The organism is Candidatus Thioglobus autotrophicus (assembly GCF_001293165.1).
Taxonomy (GTDB): Bacteria; Pseudomonadota; Gammaproteobacteria; order PS1; family Pseudothioglobaceae; genus Thioglobus_A; species Thioglobus_A autotrophicus.
Genome location: NZ_CP010552.1, coordinates 478,681 through 495,911, shown reverse-complemented (window position 1 = coordinate 495,911; position 17,231 = coordinate 478,681). Strand labels below are relative to the sequence as shown.

At 36.5% G+C, this 17,231-nt stretch carries 17 protein-coding genes; 16 read left to right on the top strand and 1 reads right to left on the bottom strand.

The genetic code is table 11. The annotated features are described in order from the left end of the window. Nucleotides 1-4 precede the first annotated feature (4 nt). The 4 genes from clpA (at nt 5) to SP60_RS02585 (ending at nt 3,657) form a co-directional block, all read left to right on the top strand. On the top strand, nt 5-2,227 hold the full coding sequence (gene clpA / locus SP60_RS02600; protein WP_053951158.1) for an ATP-dependent Clp protease ATP-binding subunit ClpA: 2,223 nt from the start codon (nt 5-7) through the stop codon (nt 2,225-2,227). After that, on the top strand, nt 2,224-2,964 hold the full coding sequence (surE, locus tag SP60_RS02595; RefSeq protein ID WP_053951157.1) for a 5'/3'-nucleotidase SurE: 741 nt from the start codon (nt 2,224-2,226) through the stop codon (nt 2,962-2,964). The genes clpA and surE overlap by 4 nt, the downstream gene beginning before the upstream one ends. A gap of 70 nt (nt 2,965-3,034) precedes the next feature. Continuing rightward, nucleotides 3,035-3,274, top strand: a complete 240-nt coding sequence (locus SP60_RS02590; RefSeq protein WP_053951156.1) for a type II toxin-antitoxin system Phd/YefM family antitoxin — start codon at nt 3,035-3,037, stop codon at nt 3,272-3,274. 2 nt (nt 3,275-3,276) lie between these two features. Then, nucleotides 3,277-3,657, top strand: coding sequence for a type II toxin-antitoxin system VapC family toxin (locus tag SP60_RS02585; protein ID WP_053951155.1), 381 nt, complete (start codon nt 3,277-3,279; stop codon nt 3,655-3,657). Between the two features lies 1 nt (nt 3,658). Here the strand turns inward: SP60_RS02585 and SP60_RS02580 are convergent, their stop codons facing one another. Continuing rightward, complete coding sequence (locus SP60_RS02580) at nt 3,659-5,329, bottom strand: glutamine--tRNA ligase/YqeY domain fusion protein (protein WP_053951154.1); 1,671 nt, start codon at nt 5,327-5,329, stop codon at nt 3,659-3,661. A gap of 88 nt (nt 5,330-5,417) precedes the next feature. Here SP60_RS02580 and waaC point away from each other — a divergent pair, with 88 nt between their 5' ends. The 12 genes from waaC to SP60_RS02520 are packed head-to-tail and all read left to right on the top strand — an operon-like array spanning nt 5,418 to nt 17,222. Further along, nucleotides 5,418-6,422 carry a lipopolysaccharide heptosyltransferase I gene (waaC, locus tag SP60_RS02575; RefSeq protein WP_053951153.1) on the top strand — a complete coding sequence of 335 codons (1,005 nt, stop codon included), beginning with the start codon at nt 5,418-5,420 and terminating at the stop codon, nt 6,420-6,422. Further along, on the top strand, nt 6,419-7,594 hold the full coding sequence (locus SP60_RS02570) for a nucleotide sugar dehydrogenase (RefSeq protein WP_053951152.1): 1,176 nt from the start codon (nt 6,419-6,421) through the stop codon (nt 7,592-7,594). The genes waaC and SP60_RS02570 overlap by 4 nt, the downstream gene beginning before the upstream one ends. Before the next feature lie 44 nt (nt 7,595-7,638). After that, a complete protein-coding gene (locus SP60_RS02565) occupies nt 7,639-8,649 on the top strand; it encodes an NAD-dependent epimerase (RefSeq protein WP_053951151.1) in 1,011 nt (336 codons plus the stop codon). Nucleotides 8,650-8,654: 5 nt separating this feature from the next. After that, nucleotides 8,655-9,923, top strand: a complete 1,269-nt coding sequence (tviB, locus tag SP60_RS02560) for a Vi polysaccharide biosynthesis UDP-N-acetylglucosamine C-6 dehydrogenase TviB (RefSeq protein WP_053951150.1) — start codon at nt 8,655-8,657, stop codon at nt 9,921-9,923. Between the two features lie 26 nt (nt 9,924-9,949). Then, on the top strand, nt 9,950-10,993 hold the full coding sequence (locus tag SP60_RS02555; RefSeq protein WP_053951149.1) for an NAD-dependent epimerase/dehydratase family protein: 1,044 nt from the start codon (nt 9,950-9,952) through the stop codon (nt 10,991-10,993). Further along, complete coding sequence (gene rfbB / locus SP60_RS02550) at nt 10,990-12,057, top strand: dTDP-glucose 4,6-dehydratase (RefSeq protein ID WP_053951148.1); 1,068 nt, start codon at nt 10,990-10,992, stop codon at nt 12,055-12,057. The genes SP60_RS02555 and rfbB overlap by 4 nt, the downstream gene beginning before the upstream one ends. Continuing rightward, nucleotides 12,054-12,935 (top strand): glucose-1-phosphate thymidylyltransferase RfbA, encoded by an 882-nt coding sequence (gene rfbA, locus SP60_RS02545; RefSeq protein ID WP_053951147.1) that lies wholly within the window; start codon nt 12,054-12,056, stop codon nt 12,933-12,935. Before rfbB ends, rfbA begins: the two co-directional genes overlap by 4 nt. After that, complete coding sequence (gene rfbC, locus SP60_RS02540) at nt 12,932-13,486, top strand: dTDP-4-dehydrorhamnose 3,5-epimerase (protein ID WP_053951146.1); 555 nt, start codon at nt 12,932-12,934, stop codon at nt 13,484-13,486. The genes rfbA and rfbC overlap by 4 nt, the downstream gene beginning before the upstream one ends. 9 nt (nt 13,487-13,495) lie before the next feature. Next, on the top strand, nt 13,496-14,371 hold the full coding sequence (gene rfbD, locus SP60_RS02535; protein ID WP_053951145.1) for a dTDP-4-dehydrorhamnose reductase: 876 nt from the start codon (nt 13,496-13,498) through the stop codon (nt 14,369-14,371). After that, nucleotides 14,364-15,065, top strand: a complete 702-nt coding sequence (locus tag SP60_RS02530) for a glycosyltransferase family 2 protein (protein ID WP_053951144.1) — start codon at nt 14,364-14,366, stop codon at nt 15,063-15,065. Before rfbD ends, SP60_RS02530 begins: the two co-directional genes overlap by 8 nt. Further along, nucleotides 15,062-16,144, top strand: a complete 1,083-nt coding sequence (rfaQ, locus tag SP60_RS02525) for a putative lipopolysaccharide heptosyltransferase III (protein WP_053951143.1) — start codon at nt 15,062-15,064, stop codon at nt 16,142-16,144. The genes SP60_RS02530 and rfaQ overlap by 4 nt, the downstream gene beginning before the upstream one ends. Further along, nucleotides 16,128-17,222 (top strand): glycosyltransferase family 4 protein, encoded by a 1,095-nt coding sequence (locus tag SP60_RS02520; RefSeq protein WP_053951142.1) that lies wholly within the window; start codon nt 16,128-16,130, stop codon nt 17,220-17,222. The genes rfaQ and SP60_RS02520 overlap by 17 nt, the downstream gene beginning before the upstream one ends. The last annotated feature ends 9 nt before the right edge of the window (nt 17,223-17,231 follow it).

Below are 17,231 nucleotides of genomic sequence, written 5' to 3'. Positions count from 1 at the left end.
TACTATGATTGAATCAGGACTACAACAAGAGATTAACTTTATCATGACTCAGGCGCGCAATAACCGCCTAGAGTTTGTTACTGTGGAGCATCTATTGCTTGCTCTACTTAACATTGATGAGGTGGTTACTTTTTTGCGCAATAAACGTGTTAATATCGATGAGATTCGAGAGGAACTAGAGGAGTATATTGATTCGCATACGCCACTCATTGCACAAGATTCTGAACTTGATATTGTGCCAACAGTGGGCTTCCAAAGAGTCTTGCAGCGTAGTGTTTATCAGGCGCAATCAGCTCAAAAAAATACCGTTTATGCTATGAATGTATTGGTGAGTATTTTGTCTGAGAAAGAGTCTCACGCCGTGTATTTGCTCAAGCTGAATAATATTTCTCGCCTAGAGGTGATGGAGGGTATTGCCAATCACGAGCCTGAAGCGCTTGAAGACAGTACGACAATCGAAACTGAAGCCAAAAAACCTAAAAAAACTTCGCTTGAAACCTACACCGTTAACTTGTGTGAAAAAGCCAGAGCTGGCAAGATTGACCCGCTACTTGGTAGAGAAGAAGAGGTATTGCGCACGGTGCAAGTATTATCTCGTCGTCGTAAGAATAACCCATTGTTTGTTGGTCAAGCAGGCGTTGGAAAAACGGCCATTGCCGAAGGTATTGCCAAAAAAATTGTAGATGGAAAAGTGCCAGAAGTCTTGAAAGAGGCGAGTATTTATTCGCTGGACATTGGTGTTTTGATTGCCGGTACCAAATATCGAGGTGATTTTGAAAAGCGTTTAAAAGCTGTTCTAACAGATTTAGAAAAAATCCCTCACGGGATTTTGTTTATTGATGAAATCCACACAATGATTGGTGCGGGTAGTGTTTCGGGTGGGTCGTTAGATGCTTCTAATTTGCTTAAGCCCGCTTTGGCAGATGGTTCTCTTAGATGTATGGGCTCCACTACGATTGAAGAATTTCGTAAAGTTTTTGAAAAAGACCATGCATTGACACGTCGCTTTCAGAAAATCGATATTGAGGAGCCGTCAGTAACAGATACGGTTAAGATTTTGCATGGATTGAAAAAATATTACCAAGATCATCACAAAGTAAAATATTCAACCGCAGCGCTAGAGTCAGCAGTGGAGCTATCACATCGTTACATGAATGATCGTCGCTTGCCGGATAAAGCCATTGATGTGATTGATGAAGTAGGTGCTTTGCAACAAATTCAGCCTAAATCTAAGCGCAAAATTAATATTGGTGTCAGTGATATTGAAAATATTGTTGCTAAGCTTGCGCGTATTCCATCGCGTCAAGTGAATAATGATGATAAATCACTACTTAAAAATTTAGCCGCTGAATTAAAGCTGGGTGTATTTGGCCAAGACACTGCTGTGGATAGTCTTTCTACAGCTATCAAGTTGGCACGCTCAGGCTTATCTCAAGAAGATAAAACCATGGGTTCATTTTTGTTTGCCGGCCCAACTGGCGTGGGTAAAACTGAGATTTGTAAGCAACTGGCGCGCATTATGGGCGTTAAGCTTCTGCGTTTTGATATGAGTGAATATATGGAACGTCACTCTATTTCTAAGCTTATCGGCTCTCCTCCAGGCTATGTGGGTTACGATGAAGGTGGATTATTAACAGAAGCAGTCAATTCCAACCCGTATGCAGTTTTACTACTAGATGAGGTAGAGAAAGCCCATCCAGATTTATTTAATATTCTATTGCAAGTCATGGATAACGGCAAAATGACCGATGCCAACGGCCGAGAAATTGATTTTAGAAATGTTATTTTGGTGATGACATCAAACGTTGGTGCACACAGTGTCCAACGCGCATCAATTGGTTTTAGTGAGCAGGACCATGCGCTAGATTATGAAGGTGAGTTGAAAAAGACTTTTACTCCAGAATTTAGAAATCGCCTGTCTGAGGTGATTTATTTCAATTCACTCAATAAAGAAACTATTGTATATGTGGTGAACAAGTTCTTATTTGAGCTGGAGTCTACTCTGGAAGATAAAGGTGTTTCGCTCATCATCTCTGATGCAGCGAGAAAATGGTTTGCGATTAATGGCTATGATGCGCAAATGGGCGCTCGCCCAATGGCGCGCTTGATTGAGAAAGAGATTCGAAAACCGTTAGCAGATGAACTGCTATTTGGTAAGCTAGTAAATGGCGGCACAGTTAAAGTGGGCATTAAACAAGATAAAGTTATACTCAATATTTCAAAATGAGAATTCTCATTAGCAATGATGATGGTTACTTAGCGCAAGGCATACAAGTCTTAACCAAATATTTATCCATAGATCATCAGGTAGTGGTGGTAGCGCCGAGTGAAAATAAATCGGCGGCTAGTAGCTCTCTGACGCTTGATAAACCTTTAAAACCAATCAAGATCAATGCAAATACCTACAGTATTGATGCTACACCAAGTGATTGTGTGCATTTAGCTTTGTGTGGATTTTTAGAAGATAAGTTTGACTTAGTGGTAACCGGGATTAACTTCGGGCCTAATTTAGGCGATGATGTAATCTATTCAGGCACGGTTGCCGGTGCTATAGAAGGGCGATTTTTAGGCTTGCCTTCTGTGGCCGTTTCGCTTGCTAGCTGGGAAGGGAAGAATTTTGAAACAGCAGGAAAAGTTGCTCAACAAGTCATCAACAAAATCCACATCTCACAACTTTCACACGATACTGTGCTCAATGTGAATATTCCAGATGTGGCATATGAGGATATTCAAGGGTTTCAAACCACTCGCTTGGGCAAGCGCCACATGTCAGAAAAAAGCACTCAAGATAAAGACGATGCTTCTTTATATTGGATTGGTGAAAATGGCAAGGAAGCAGATAATGGTGTAGGCACTGATTTTCACGCTATTGATAATAACTACGTGTCTGTCACTCCACTGCAGATTGATTTAACTAAATACAATGAGATTGATACCGTTTCCCAATGGCTTGATAATTTATAGATCTTATATTTATTTGTCAACTTGACAAGTTGTGTTACAATTAAATCATATTTATAGATAGAGGCTCATAATGCAAACTGTGCAAGTAGGACAATTTAAAACAAATTTTTCTGATATTTTAAAACGAGTTTCTTCTGGAGAAGAATTTATTATCGAGTATGGTAAGCGTCACAAAAAAGTTGCTAAAATTGTGCCTTATAAAGAAAATACTGAGCAACGAGTTTTTGGTCAAATGCAGGGAAAAATAAACATTCCCAAAGGCTTTAACGATGATTCACAAGAAGTTGACGAGCTGTTTTATGGTGTTTAATTATGAATATCATTATTGATACACATATTTTTCTATGGCTTTTAAATGGCCCATCTAAAATAGACAAAAACTATCTACAATATCTAGAAAATACAGATAATAATATTTACTTAAGTTCGATGAGCATGGTGGAGCTTATTATTAAATCTTCCATTGGAAAATTAAAAGTAGATTTTGATATTGAGCAGGCTGCTAATACAATGGGTTTACAGGTTATGCCTTTCGATTCAAAAGATGCTTTGCAGTTATCTAAACTCCCATTACACCATAAAGACCCATTTGATAGAATGATAATCGCCCAAACAATCAGTAAAAACTATTCATTAATTAGTGATGATTCTAAGTTTAAACAATATACAGCTAACGACTTAAAGCTTTTGTAGTTTAACTATTCCAAGTATCCCGCAAACTGACCGTCTTATTAAATACGATTTCGTCAGGTGATTGATTATCACGACAAAAATATCCTTCACGTTCAAACTGATAAGCCACTTCCGGCTCAGCATTAGCCATACTAGGCTCAATAACACCATAGGTACTCACAAGTGAGTCAGGGTTAATTAACTGCTCAAAATGATCATTTTTGCCCGGATTTTCAAGTGTAAATAGACGATCATATAGTCTAAATTCAGCTTTTAAAGCTTTAGTAGCTTCTACAAAATGAATAACCCCTTTGATTTTTCGACCATCAGCAGGATTTTTACCCAATGTATCTGCATCATAAGTGGCATACACTGTTGTAATATTGCCATCAAAATCTGTGTCAAAAGTAGTAGCATTAATGACATATGCATTACGCAGGCGTACTTCTTTATCGATAGCTAGGCGTTTGAATTTTTTGTTAGGTGCAACTTCTTCAAAATCAGCTCTGTCAATAAATAACTCACGTGAGAAAAATATTTCACGCTTGCCCATGGATTCATTTTGAGGATGAATAGGCGCTTGTAGAGTTTCTATTTGATCTTCAGGGTAATTCTCAATAATCACACGTATCGGATCAATGACGCCCATGGTTCGCGGTGCAACTGTATTAAGATCGTCACGTAGCGCATCTTCCAAGATTTTCATGTCGGTCATACTATCAACTTTAGAAATACCAATACGGTCGACAAAATCACGAATACTGGCCGGCGTATAACCGCGCCTACGCAATCCTGAAATTGTCGGCATGCGTGGATCATCCCAACCAGTAACAAGATTATCTTCTACTAATTGTTGAAGCTTGCGCTTTGACATAACTGTGTATTCAAGATTAAGCCTTGAAAACTCATACTGATGCGGTCGATTAGGTTTGTCAAAATCATCTAAATGCTCAAGAATCCAATCGTACAAATGTCGATTATTTTGAAACTCTAATGTGCATAAAGAGTGGGTGACATTTTCAATTGCATCAGAAATACAGTGTGCAAAATCATACATCGGATAAATACGCCATTCATTGCCCGTTTGATGATGCTTATCAAAGCGAATGCGATATAGCGCTGGATCACGCATGCACATAAACGAGCTGGCCATATCAATCTTGGCGCGCAGCACACATTCGCCCTCGGAGAATTTGCCGTCTTTCATTTTAGCAAGTAACGCTAAGTTTTCTTCAACAGAAGTTTCACGATACGGACTATCTTTGCCAGCTTCTTTTAAGGTGCCGCGATACTCACGTGTTTCTTCAGCATTTAAAAAACATACATACGCCAAGCCTTTATTAATCAGTTCACGTGCATACTCATAAAATTTTGGGAAATAATTAGAGCTGTATTGAATTTCACCATCCCATTCAAAACCCAGCCATGCTACATCAGCCTTGATCGATTCTACAAACTCTATATCCTCTTTCGCAGGATTTGTATCATCAAAACGCAAGTTACACTTACCGTTGTAATCTTGAGCTAGGCCAAAATTTAAACAAATAGATTTTGCATGGCCAATATGTAAATAGCCATTTGGCTCAGGCGGAAAGCGCGTTTGAATAGATGAATGTAAGCCAGAATCCAGATCATCATTAATCTGATGACGAATAAAGTTAACAGGCTTATCAGTTGGTGTATTTTCGCTCATAAATCATGGGTAAAAAAATAATGCGAGAATTATATCATTAAACACTCATACTGATATATTGAGCGAAGGTCGTAGTAAAATCTGTTTTATGAGAATTGCAATCGTTAAACTTTCTGCCTTAGGGGATATTATCCACGCCATGGTCGCGTTGCAATTTATCAAGCGCCATTTGCCTGACTCAAGTATTGACTGGATTGTTGAAGAGGGTTTCAAAGATATCCTAATAAATAATCCTGATATTGATAATATCCACACGGTTAATATTAAGCAAGCTAAGCACAAAAAATCATTCAAACTCTTATTCTCAGAATTTAAAAAACTTAGAAAATTACCAAGGTACGATCTGGTTATTGATTTACAAGGATTGATTAAATCTGCACTTGTATCTCGCATAACCCCATCAGATAAAACCTTTGGTTTTGATAAGAATTCCTTACGCGAGTCATTTGCTGCTTGGTTTTATACCGATACTTACAATATAGATTATGATGAAAATATTATAATGCGTAATATAGGCCTGATTTCCAGCGCGTTAGATATAACAATTTCACACGATGAAATTTTAAATAAGAAGCTATTTTTGTTTTCTAATAGCAAAATATTACCTAGTGTGATTTCTGATAATAAGCCTAACATTGCATTAATCCCTGGCGCATCTTTCAAATCTAAAATTTATCCAGTAGAGCAATATGCACAAATTGCGCAAGAATTGGATGCTAATTTTATTGTGCTATGGGGCAATGAATCAGAAAAAAATATGGCGCAACAAATTCAGAAAATTGCGCCAGCAGTCCAGATTGCAGATAAATTAACGCTAGATGAGTTAAAAGTATTTATCGAAAAAATGGATCTAGTAATTGGCGGCGATACCGGGCCAACTCATATGGCTTGGGCACTCAATGTTCCGTCTATTACGCTATTTGGCTCAACACCCGGTTATCGTAATACTTATACAACTAACATTAATCACATCCTTGAGTCTGAATCTAAAGTCAATCCTTATAAGATTGACAAGAATGATTTTTCAATTAAAACGATCAAAGTGAGTGATATTGTTAAAATAACTAAAGAATTATTAAAGGACAAACCATGAAAATAGCTATAGCCGGTACTGGCTACGTAGGCCTTTCCAACGCCATGCTTTTATCTCAACATCATGAAGTAATTGCGCTTGATATCATCCCTGAGAAGATAGAGCAACTTAACAACAAAATCTCCCCAATCGTTGATGCTGAGATTGAAGATTTCTTAGCTAATAAAAGCCTTAACTTTACTGCCACACTAGACAAAGAATTGGCTTATAAAGATGCTGATTTTGTTATCATTGCCACACCTACTGATTACGACACCACTAACAACTACTTTAATACTTCATCCGTAGAAGCGGTTATTCAAGATGTTATCAATATCAATCCTAGTGCAGTGATGGTTATTAAGTCAACCGTACCGGTTGGCTACACACAAAGCATTAAAAATAAGTTTAATATCGATAACATCATTTTCTCACCAGAGTTTTTAAGAGAAGGCTCTGCTCTTCATGACAACCTATACCCATCACGCATTATTGTCGGTGAGATATCAGACAGGGCTAAGGCATTTGCAGATCTTTTACAAGAAGGCGCTATTAAAGAAGATATAGATGTCTTATTTACAAATTCTACTGAAGCAGAAGCGGTTAAGCTTTTTAGTAATACTTATTTAGCTATGCGCGTGTCATACTTTAATGAGCTTGATTCATACGCAGAAACGCACAATCTAAACTCAAAACAAATTATTGAAGGTGTGGGCCTTGATCCAAGAATTGGATCACACTACAACAACCCATCATTCGGCTATGGTGGCTACTGCTTACCCAAAGACACTAAACAACTCAAAGCCAATTATGCAGATGTACCGAATGCTTTAATAAGTGCTATTGTGGATGCTAATGCGATGCGTAAAGACTTTATCGCAGATTCTATCATTGCCAAACAACCGAAGGTTGTTGGCGTTCATAGACTAATCATGAAGACAGGTTCTGATAACTTTAGAGCGTCTTCCATTCAAGGTATCATGAAACGCATTAAAGCCAAAGGTATTGAAGTGGTTATTTATGAGCCAGTACTATCGGAACAAGATGAGAATGAGTTCTTCCATTCAAAGATTATTGATAATTTAGAAGACTTTAAACAAATCAGTGATGTGATTGTTGCTAATAGAATGGTGGGTGAATTACAAGATGTTAAAGCTAAGGTTTATACAAGAGATTTATTTAACTCAGACTAGTTAAATAAACAACAACACAACACATTAAAAATAAGAATTATTATATGAAAGTATTAGTAACAGGTTCGGCAGGTTTTATCGGTTCAGCACTCTCAATTAGATTACTTGATAGAGGTGATACCGTTATTGGTATTGATAATCATAATGACTATTACGATCCTGCTCTAAAAGAAGCGCGTCTTGCTAGGCATGCTGATCATCCAAACTATACTCACATTAGAATGAATCTTGAAGATCGCGAAGCCATGGCTAAGCTATTTAAAGACCATCAATTTGAAGGTGTGGTTAATCTAGCAGCGCAAGCAGGTGTTCGATATTCTATTGAGAATCCTCTAGCTTATATTGATACTAACTTAGTAGGCTTTGCCCATATCTTAGAAGGTTGTAGGCATAGCAAGGTAGGGCACCTTGTGTATGCTTCATCAAGCTCTACTTATGGACTAAATACCAAACAGCCATTCTCAACGCATGACGCTGTTAATCATCCAGTTAGCTTATATGCAGCCACTAAAAAAGCTAACGAGCTAATGGCTCATACTTACTCACACCTTTATGATCTACCAACAACAGGACTAAGATTCTTTACCGTTTACGGCCCATACGATAGACCTGACATGGCATTACAGAAGTTCACCAGAGCTATTATGAATGATGAGCCCATTACAGTGTTTAACTACGGCAAGCATAGAAGAGACTTTACTTACATTGATGATATTGTTGAAGGTATTATTAGAGTGCTTGACAGGCCGGCACCAATAAACCCTAACTGGGATAGTAATAACCCAGATCCTGCCACCTCTAGTGCTCCATACAGAGTTTATAATATCGGTAATAACAATCCAGTAGAGTTGATGGATTACATCGAAGCATTAGAAACCTCACTCGGTAGAACTGCAGAAAAAGAATTATTACCACTCCAACCTGGAGATGTACCTGATACTTATGCTGATGTTGATGACTTGGTAGAGGAATTTGGCTACAAACCGAGCATGAGCGTTAAACAGGGTGTGGAGAATTTTGCGGCTTGGTATAAGCAATATAATAATATTAAATAGGAAGCATGAATAATAAAAAAATAGCGCTAATAGGTCTTGGGTACGTAGGGCTGCCACTTGCAGTAGAATTTGGCAAAAAACGTAAAGTTATTGGTTTTGATATTAATCAAAATAGAATTAACGAGCTTAAAGATGGCATAGATGTAACTCTTGAGACAACAGCACAAGAGCTTAAAGAAGCAGATCAGCTTAGTTACACAAGCAATCTTGATGATATTAAAGATTTCGGTATTTACATTGTTACTGTGCCCACACCAATTGACAAACACAAAAGACCTGATCTAACTCCTTTAGAGAAATCTAGTGAATCAGTAGGTAAAATCCTTAAAATAGGCGACATTGTAATTTACGAATCAACCGTTTATCCAGGTGCCACTGAGGAAATTTGCGTGCCAATACTTGAAAAACAATCAGGCTTAAAATTTAATCAAGATTTCTACTGCGGTTATTCACCAGAACGTATCAATCCGGGAGATAAAGAGCATAGGGTGACCACTATTAAAAAAGTTACCGCAGGCTCTACACCTGAAATCGCCATTCAAGTTGATGAACTGTACCAAGAGATCATTATTGCGGGCACACATAAAGCTAGCAGCATCAAAGTAGCAGAAGCCGCCAAGGTGATTGAAAACACCCAGCGTGATGTGAATATTGCTCTTATTAATGAATTAGCGCTTATCTTTAACAAATTAGACATTGATACTGAAGCAGTTCTAGAGGCCGCAGGCACAAAGTGGAACTTTTTGCCATTTCGCCCAGGCTTAGTTGGAGGGCACTGTATCGGTGTCGATCCATACTACCTAACCCACAAGGCTATTGAAGTGGGTTACAATCCAGAGATGATTCTTGCAGGTCGTAGACTAAATGACAATATGGGCTCTTATGTTGCTGATCAAGTATCAAAACTTATGACTAAAAAGCGCATCCATATTGTAGATGCAAATATTCTAATTATGGGTTTAACCTTTAAAGAAAACTGCCCCGATCTTCGTAATACTCGTGTAGTAGATTTAGTTGAAGAGTTCGAAGGGTTTAATTGCAATGTGGATGTGTATGATCCATGGGCTGATAAGGATGAAGCTGTACATGAATATGGTATTAAGCCAATCGATCAACCGGTAGAGGGTAAATATGATGCAATATTGTTGGCAGTTGCACATGATGAATTTAAAGAGTTATCATTAGAGCAAATAAAAGCCTTTGGTAAGGGTAATCATGTGCTTTATGATATTAAATACTTGCTAGATGCTAATGAAGTGGATGGAAGACTATAAATGACTAAATATATGGAAGACTATAAATGACTAAATATGAAGAATTACAAAAACACTTAAAAGACAACCAAAGTACTTGGCTAATTACTGGCGTTGCTGGCTTTATTGGCTCCAATCTTTTAGAGAAACTACTTATCCTTAATCAAAAAGTAGTAGGGTTAGATAACTTTGACACTGGTCATCAGCACAATATCGATCAAGCCATTGAAGATGCTAATAAGACTACTGGTAAAAACTTAAACAGTAATTTTAACTTTATCAATGGTGATATTAGAGAATTAGAAAATTGCAAAAAATCCTGTATTGGCGTTGATTATGTGTTGCATCAAGCGGCTTTAGGATCAGTCCCCAGGTCAATCGAAGATCCGATTAACACCAACAGAGCAAACATTGACGGCTTTTTAAATATGCTAGTTGCCAGCAAAGATGCAAAAGTAAAGCGTTTTGTCTATGCAGCGTCAAGCTCCACCTATGGTGATCATCCGGATCTGCCAAAAGTGGAAGATAAAATTGGCAATCCTTTGAGTCCTTATGCAGTCACTAAATTAGTTAATGAGCTTTACGCTCAAGTCTTTGCAAAAACATATGGTTTTAAGACTATTGGCCTTAGATACTTCAATATCTTTGGTAAAAGGCAAGATCCTAATGGTGCTTATGCAGCCGTTATACCAAAATGGGTAGCAGCTATCTTAAATAAGGAAGATGTGTTTATCAATGGCGACGGAGAAACCAGTAGAGATTTTTGTTATATTGATAATACGGTGCAAATGAATTTATTGGCAGCAACTACTGATAATAATAAGGCTACTGACCAAGTATACAACGTAGCTCTGAATGACAGAATAAGTCTTAATAAGCTTTATCAAATGATAGAAGAAAGACTTATTCAGCGAATAGAGGGGCTAAAAAATAAAGAGCCAATTTATAGAGACTTTAGAGCGGGGGATGTTAGGCATTCTCAGGCTAATATAGACAAAGCACAAGCATTATTAGATTATCAGCCAAAATATATGATATCCGAAGGAATGGATGAAGCGATGGATTGGTATGTGGATAGCTTATCGCAATGAAACTACTAATCACCGGCGGCGCAGGATTTATTGGTTCTGCGGTAATTCGTCACATTATTAACAATACTAACCATAGTGTTGTTAATGTTGACAAGCTTACTTATGCAGGAAATTTAGAGTCTTTAGTCTCTATTGAAAATGATCCAAGATATGCATTTGAACAAGTAGATATTTGTGACGCTGCTGAAATAAGACGTGTATTTAGCAAACATCAGCCTGATATTGTTATGCATCTTGCAGCAGAGTCACATGTTGACCGATCAATTGATGGCCCTGGTGAGTTTATTCAAACTAATATTGTTGGAACCTACGTATTACTCGAAGAAGCTAGGGATTATTGGAATAACTTAGAAGGCAATAAAAAAAAATATTTTAGATTTCACCATGTATCCACTGACGAGGTCTATGGTGATTTAGAAGGTACAGATGATTTATTTACTGAAGAGACATCTTATGCACCAAGCTCACCTTACTCTGCTGCAAAAGCAAGCTCTGATCATTTAGTACGCGCATGGCAACGCACTTTTAAATTCCCAACATTGATTACCAATTGTTCTAACAATTACGGCCCTTATCAATTTCCTGAGAAACTTATTCCGCTCATTATTCTTAATGCGCTAGAAGGTAAAGGTTTGCCAATCTATGGCAACGGTAAACAAATACGCGATTGGCTCTATGTTGACGACCATGCAAGAGCACTGCTACATGTAGCGCTTACAGGTAAAATTAGCGAGACATACAATATTGGTGGACACAATGAACTTCAAAATATTGAGGTTGTAGAAACTGTTTGTAGTATTTTAGATGAGCTAGTGCCAAGTAAGCTTAATGGTATTACTAAATACGAACAACTTATTATCTATGTCGGTGATAGAGCAGGACACGATGTAAGATATGCAATTGATGCCACCAAAATTGCTAATGAATTAAATTGGACGCCTGATGAAACATTTGCAACAGGCATTAGAAAAACTGTGCAGTGGTATTTAGAAAATACTGTTTGGTGTGATCGAGTTAAGGATGGAAGCTATCAAGGGGAAAGGTTGGGAGTGATCAAAACATGAAAGGAATAATTCTAGCAGGTGGCTCAGGTACACGCCTCTATCCCCTTACTAAGGCTGTGTCAAAACAGCTAATGCCAATCTACGATAAACCGATGATTTATTATCCATTATCGATTTTAATGCTTTCTAGCATTCAAGAGGTACTTGTTATTTCAACTCCTGAAGATCTACCAAGATTTGAGCAGCTTCTTGGTGATGGATCTGATATTGGTATGAAATTTGAGTATATTGTACAACCGTCTCCTGATGGCCTAGCTCAGGCATTTACCTTAGGTAAGGATTTTATTGGCAATGACGATGTTTGTTTAATTTTGGGTGACAACATCTACTACGGCCACGGCATGACTGGTATTCTGGCTAATGCCGTATCAAATGCAAAAGATAAAAGCATGGCGACTGTATTTGGTTATCACGTGAACGATCCTGAGCGTTATGGGGTGGTTGATTTTGATAGCACTGGCAAAGCGCTTAGTATTGAAGAGAAGCCTATCAACCCTAAAGGCAACTATGCAGTTACAGGTTTATACTTCTATCCAAATGATGTGGTTAAAAAAGCTGTTGAAGTTATACCATCTGACAGAGGTGAGCTAGAGATTACTACCGTTAATCAAATGTATTTAAGTGAAGAGCGCTTAACGGTCGAACTGATGGGTAGAGGCTATGCCTGGTTAGATACTGGCACCCATGAAAGTCTACTTGAAGCTTCAACTTTTATTGAAACCATTGAAAAAAGACAAGGACTAAAAGTAGCTTGTATTGAAGAAATAGCCTTTGAGCAAGGTTATATTAATAAAGAGCAACTTATAAAACTAGCGCAGCCTTTAGACAAAAATCAATACGGACAATACTTACTTAGACGTGCAAAGGAGGTCGTTTGAAATTCACACCTCAATCAATCCCTGAGGTAATACTTATTAAGCCAACTGTGCACGGCGATGATCGGGGTTATTTTGTAGAAACCTTTAGGCAAGATTTATTTGAAAAAGTTCTAGGCTACAAAGTTAACTTTATTCAAGACAATGAATCCAAATCAACTAAAGGCGTATTAAGAGGACTTCATTATCAGCTGCCACCTTGCGCTCAAGCGAAGCTAGTTAGGGTTATCAAGGGTAGTGTGCTGGACGTAGTGGTTGATATTAGAGAATCTAGCTCTACTTTTGGCCAGCATGTCGCTGTAGAGCTCACTTCAAAAAACAAACATCAATTATTTGTGCCGCATGGCTTTGCCCATGGATTTGTTGTACTAAGCGATAGCGCTACGTTTACTTATAAGGTGGATAATTACTATGCACCAGAGCATGATCAAGGAATTGCTTTTAATGATAGTGATCTAGCCATTGATTGGCGATTGCCACTCGAATTTTTGCAGTTATCAGATAAGGATAAAGTCCATCCAACTTTAGTAAATACTAAAGAGTTGTTTAAATAGCTAACAACCATGAGAATATTAGTTACTGGTAAGAATGGGCAATTAGGTAAGTCTATTAATAAAGTTGTTAATCAAACCAAGCAAAAGCATAAGTTTTTTTTTACTGGCAGGCAAGAGTTAGATTTAAGTGATAATGATAGTATTGATAGTTACTTTAATAACAATAGTTTTGATGTCATTGTTAATTGTGCTGCTTATACCCAAGTAGATAAAGCTGAAGAAGACTTAGATTTAACAAAGAAAGTTAATTATTATGCAGTTAAACAATTAGCGACAATTGCACGAAAGAAGCAAATTAAACTAATTCATTTGTCAACTGATTATGTGTTTGATGGAACAAGTAAAAGGCCTTATATAGAAACAGACATTCCTAACCCTATCAATGTTTATGGTAAGAGTAAGTTATCTGGAGAACAAGCTATAAAAGAAATTATGCCAGTAAATGCAATAATCATAAGGGTTAGTTGGCTTTATTCTGAGTATGATAATAACTTTGTCAATACAATGCTTAGAATTGGCAAAGAAGGAAAGGGTGTCAAGGTAATAAGTGATCAAATTGGCTCCCCCACATATACTGTAGATGTCGCTAAAGTGTTATTACATATTATTTTAAGTAAGAAAATTAAAATGAATTTTAATTCAGAAATTTATCATTATTCTGTCAAGGGCTCATGTAGTTGGTATGATTTTGCAAAAAGTATATTTGAGTATAAAAAGATAAGTTGCAAGACTGTTCCAATAAAAGAGAAAGAGTGGGGTAGTAAGGTGCAAAGACCTAAATATAGCGTATTAGATCATCATAAGATTCAAAGACAGTTTAAGATAGCAGTACCGTTTTGGCTCGATTCTTTACATGCATGTTTGGACGCAATTGAAAATGAATAAATTGAGTATTGTGGTTATTACTAAAAATGAAGAAAGTTTTATTGCAGATGCGTTGAAATCAGCCTCATTTGCTAACGAGGTGCTGGTTTTAGATAGTGGTTCAATAGATAATACTTGCACAATCTCAGAAGAGCTTGGGGCTAAGGTATTGCATCAGGATTGGCTTGGATATGGCATGCAAAAAAACAAAGCCGTAGGATTGGCAAGCAATGACTGGGTATTTGTTCTAGATGCTGATGAGAGAATTACCTCTAAGCTTCAGGCAGAAATTTTAACCACACTGCAGAATCCCTTGTCAGATGGTTATTATGTTGCTAGATTGAATAAATTTTTTGGAAAATATATCCATCACTGTGGCCTATATCCAGATTATAGTATTCGTCTTTTTAACAGGCAAAAAGGCAAGTTTAGCAACGACACTGTGCACGAAAGTGTGAACATTAAAGGCACGACTGAAAAATTAAAAAATCATATGCTTCATTTAGCATTTGATACGGTTAGTGAATTTACCAACAAGCAAAGAAAATATGCCACATTAAGTCGAAAAAATAAGAATTTAATTAAGGCATTTATTTCACCTATATGGACTTTTATAAACATTTACTTCTTTAGACTAGGCTTTATTGAAGGTTGGCGTGGCTTTATTATTTCTAAGGTGTATGCGAAGTATACCTTTTGGAAGTATTTTAAATGAAAATTTTAATTCTTAAATTTAGAAATATTGGTGATGTGTTACTGGTGGAGCCACTTATTTCAAATTTAAAACTAAACAATGCTAATATTGAAATAGATGTTGCTATAAACAAAGGTTCGGAGGATATGCTTACTTTAAATCATAATATACATAATATAGTTACTTATGATAGGGCTTCAATAAAATCACTTTCTTTAATTCAAAGAATATTTAGTGAGATTAATTTTTATCTTTCTTTTAGACAGAGAAAATATGATGTTGTGGTAAATTTAACCGAAGGCGACCGAGGTAGTTATATTTCATGGTTTAGTGGAGCAAAAATACGTATTGGATATAAAAAAAAAGGCTGGCTATCTAGAAAAGCATATACTTACCATTTACCAAAGCAAATGTTTAGACATACACTTGAAGCTAACCTGGATCCATTAAAAGTACTTAATATCCCTATAGTTAATAAAAAAGTTCATATTTTTTGGAGTGACAGTGATAAAGATATAGTAGACATAAAATTAAATAACATTAAGAAATTTGTACATATACATCCAGTATCACGCTGGCTATTTAAATGTATCGCAGACCAAATAATGGCAAAAATTATTGATTTTTGTGAAATGGAGCTAAGTACTAAAGTGGTTATTACTGCTGCTCCTGACAAAGTTGAGTTGGGTAAGGTTCATAATATTGTAAAACTATGCAAATCTAATCCGATTAATCTGTCTGGCGAATTATCCTTAAAGCAAACAGCAGCGCTCAATAAGAAAGCCAAATTATTTATTGGTGTCGATACTGCAATCATGCATATTAGTGCTGCCAATAATACACCTGTGTTAGCTTTTTTTGGTCCAAGCGGTGCCAATCATTGGGGCCCTTGGGATAATAATATGACACAATCTTCTTACACTCAAAATAATGGCTTTCAGATAATGGGTAAGCACAGGGTTTTTTCTGAAAGTAGAAAGTGTCAGCCTTGTGGAAAGGATGGATGTAATGGTACTAAAGTTAGCGACTGTTTAATGAATTTAGATGTCGATATAATTAAGGAAAATATTCAGGAGATGATGGGTGAAAAAAACAGTTAAAGTCTTACATACTGAATGGTCAGATGGCTGGGGTGGCCAAGAAATTCGCATAATCAATGAAATGATCGCTGTTCGAAAATTAGGTGTTGATGTTTTCCTTGCATGCAGAGAGCATGCTATGATTAAACACAAAGCTATTGAACATAATATTAAAGTTTTTTCTATGCCTTTTAAAGGTAATGCTGATCTCAAAACTTTGTTTAAAATTAGAAAAATTGTTAAAGAGTATGGTATCAATATTGTTAATACTCATAGCGGTAAAGATACTTGGGTTGGCGGCTTAGCAGCAAAATCATCAGGTGTTAAATTTATACGAACTAGGCATCTTTCTAATCGTATCCGATCTTCACGTACTAATTTTATAAATGAATTGGCTGATTATATTTTTACAACTGGAGAAAGTGTAAAGACTGATATGATTAAATACAATCGCATCAAGCCAGAATTGATCGAGTCTATTCCAACTGGAATTGACACTAATCTTTTTTACCCAAAAAAGTATAACAGGAGTAAGTGTCGTGAACAATTTCATCTGAAAAAATCTGAGATTATAATAGGTATTGTTGCAGTATTAAGGCAATTTAAGAGGCATGATTTATTTATTGAAATGGCCAAACAATTGATAAATAAATATCCAGATAAGAAATTAAAGTTTTTGATTGCTGGTGATGGACCAGGTAAAGAAAAAATTAATAAGTTAATTTTAGATTACAATTTGTCTAATAATGTTGTTATGCTTGGATATATAGAGCATGTTCCTGAATTATTGTCAGCAATAGATATTTTTGTTCTAAGTTCAGACTCTAAGGAAGGGGTGCCTCAGTCTGTTATGCAAGCCTTGTTTATGAAAAAATTTGTTGTTGCAACTAGTAGTGGCAGTACAAAAGACTTGTTAAATAATAATAATTTTCAGTTGGTTGGTGTAAATTCTAGTTTGGAGTTAGTAAAAGGGGTATCGAATTATATAGATAATGATAAAATCAATGTGACTGGGCCACTGATAGATGAAAAATTTTCTCTTGATTTGATGTCTAAAAAAATAGTTGATATCTATAATAAGCTATTAATTCAACACTAATAAAATATT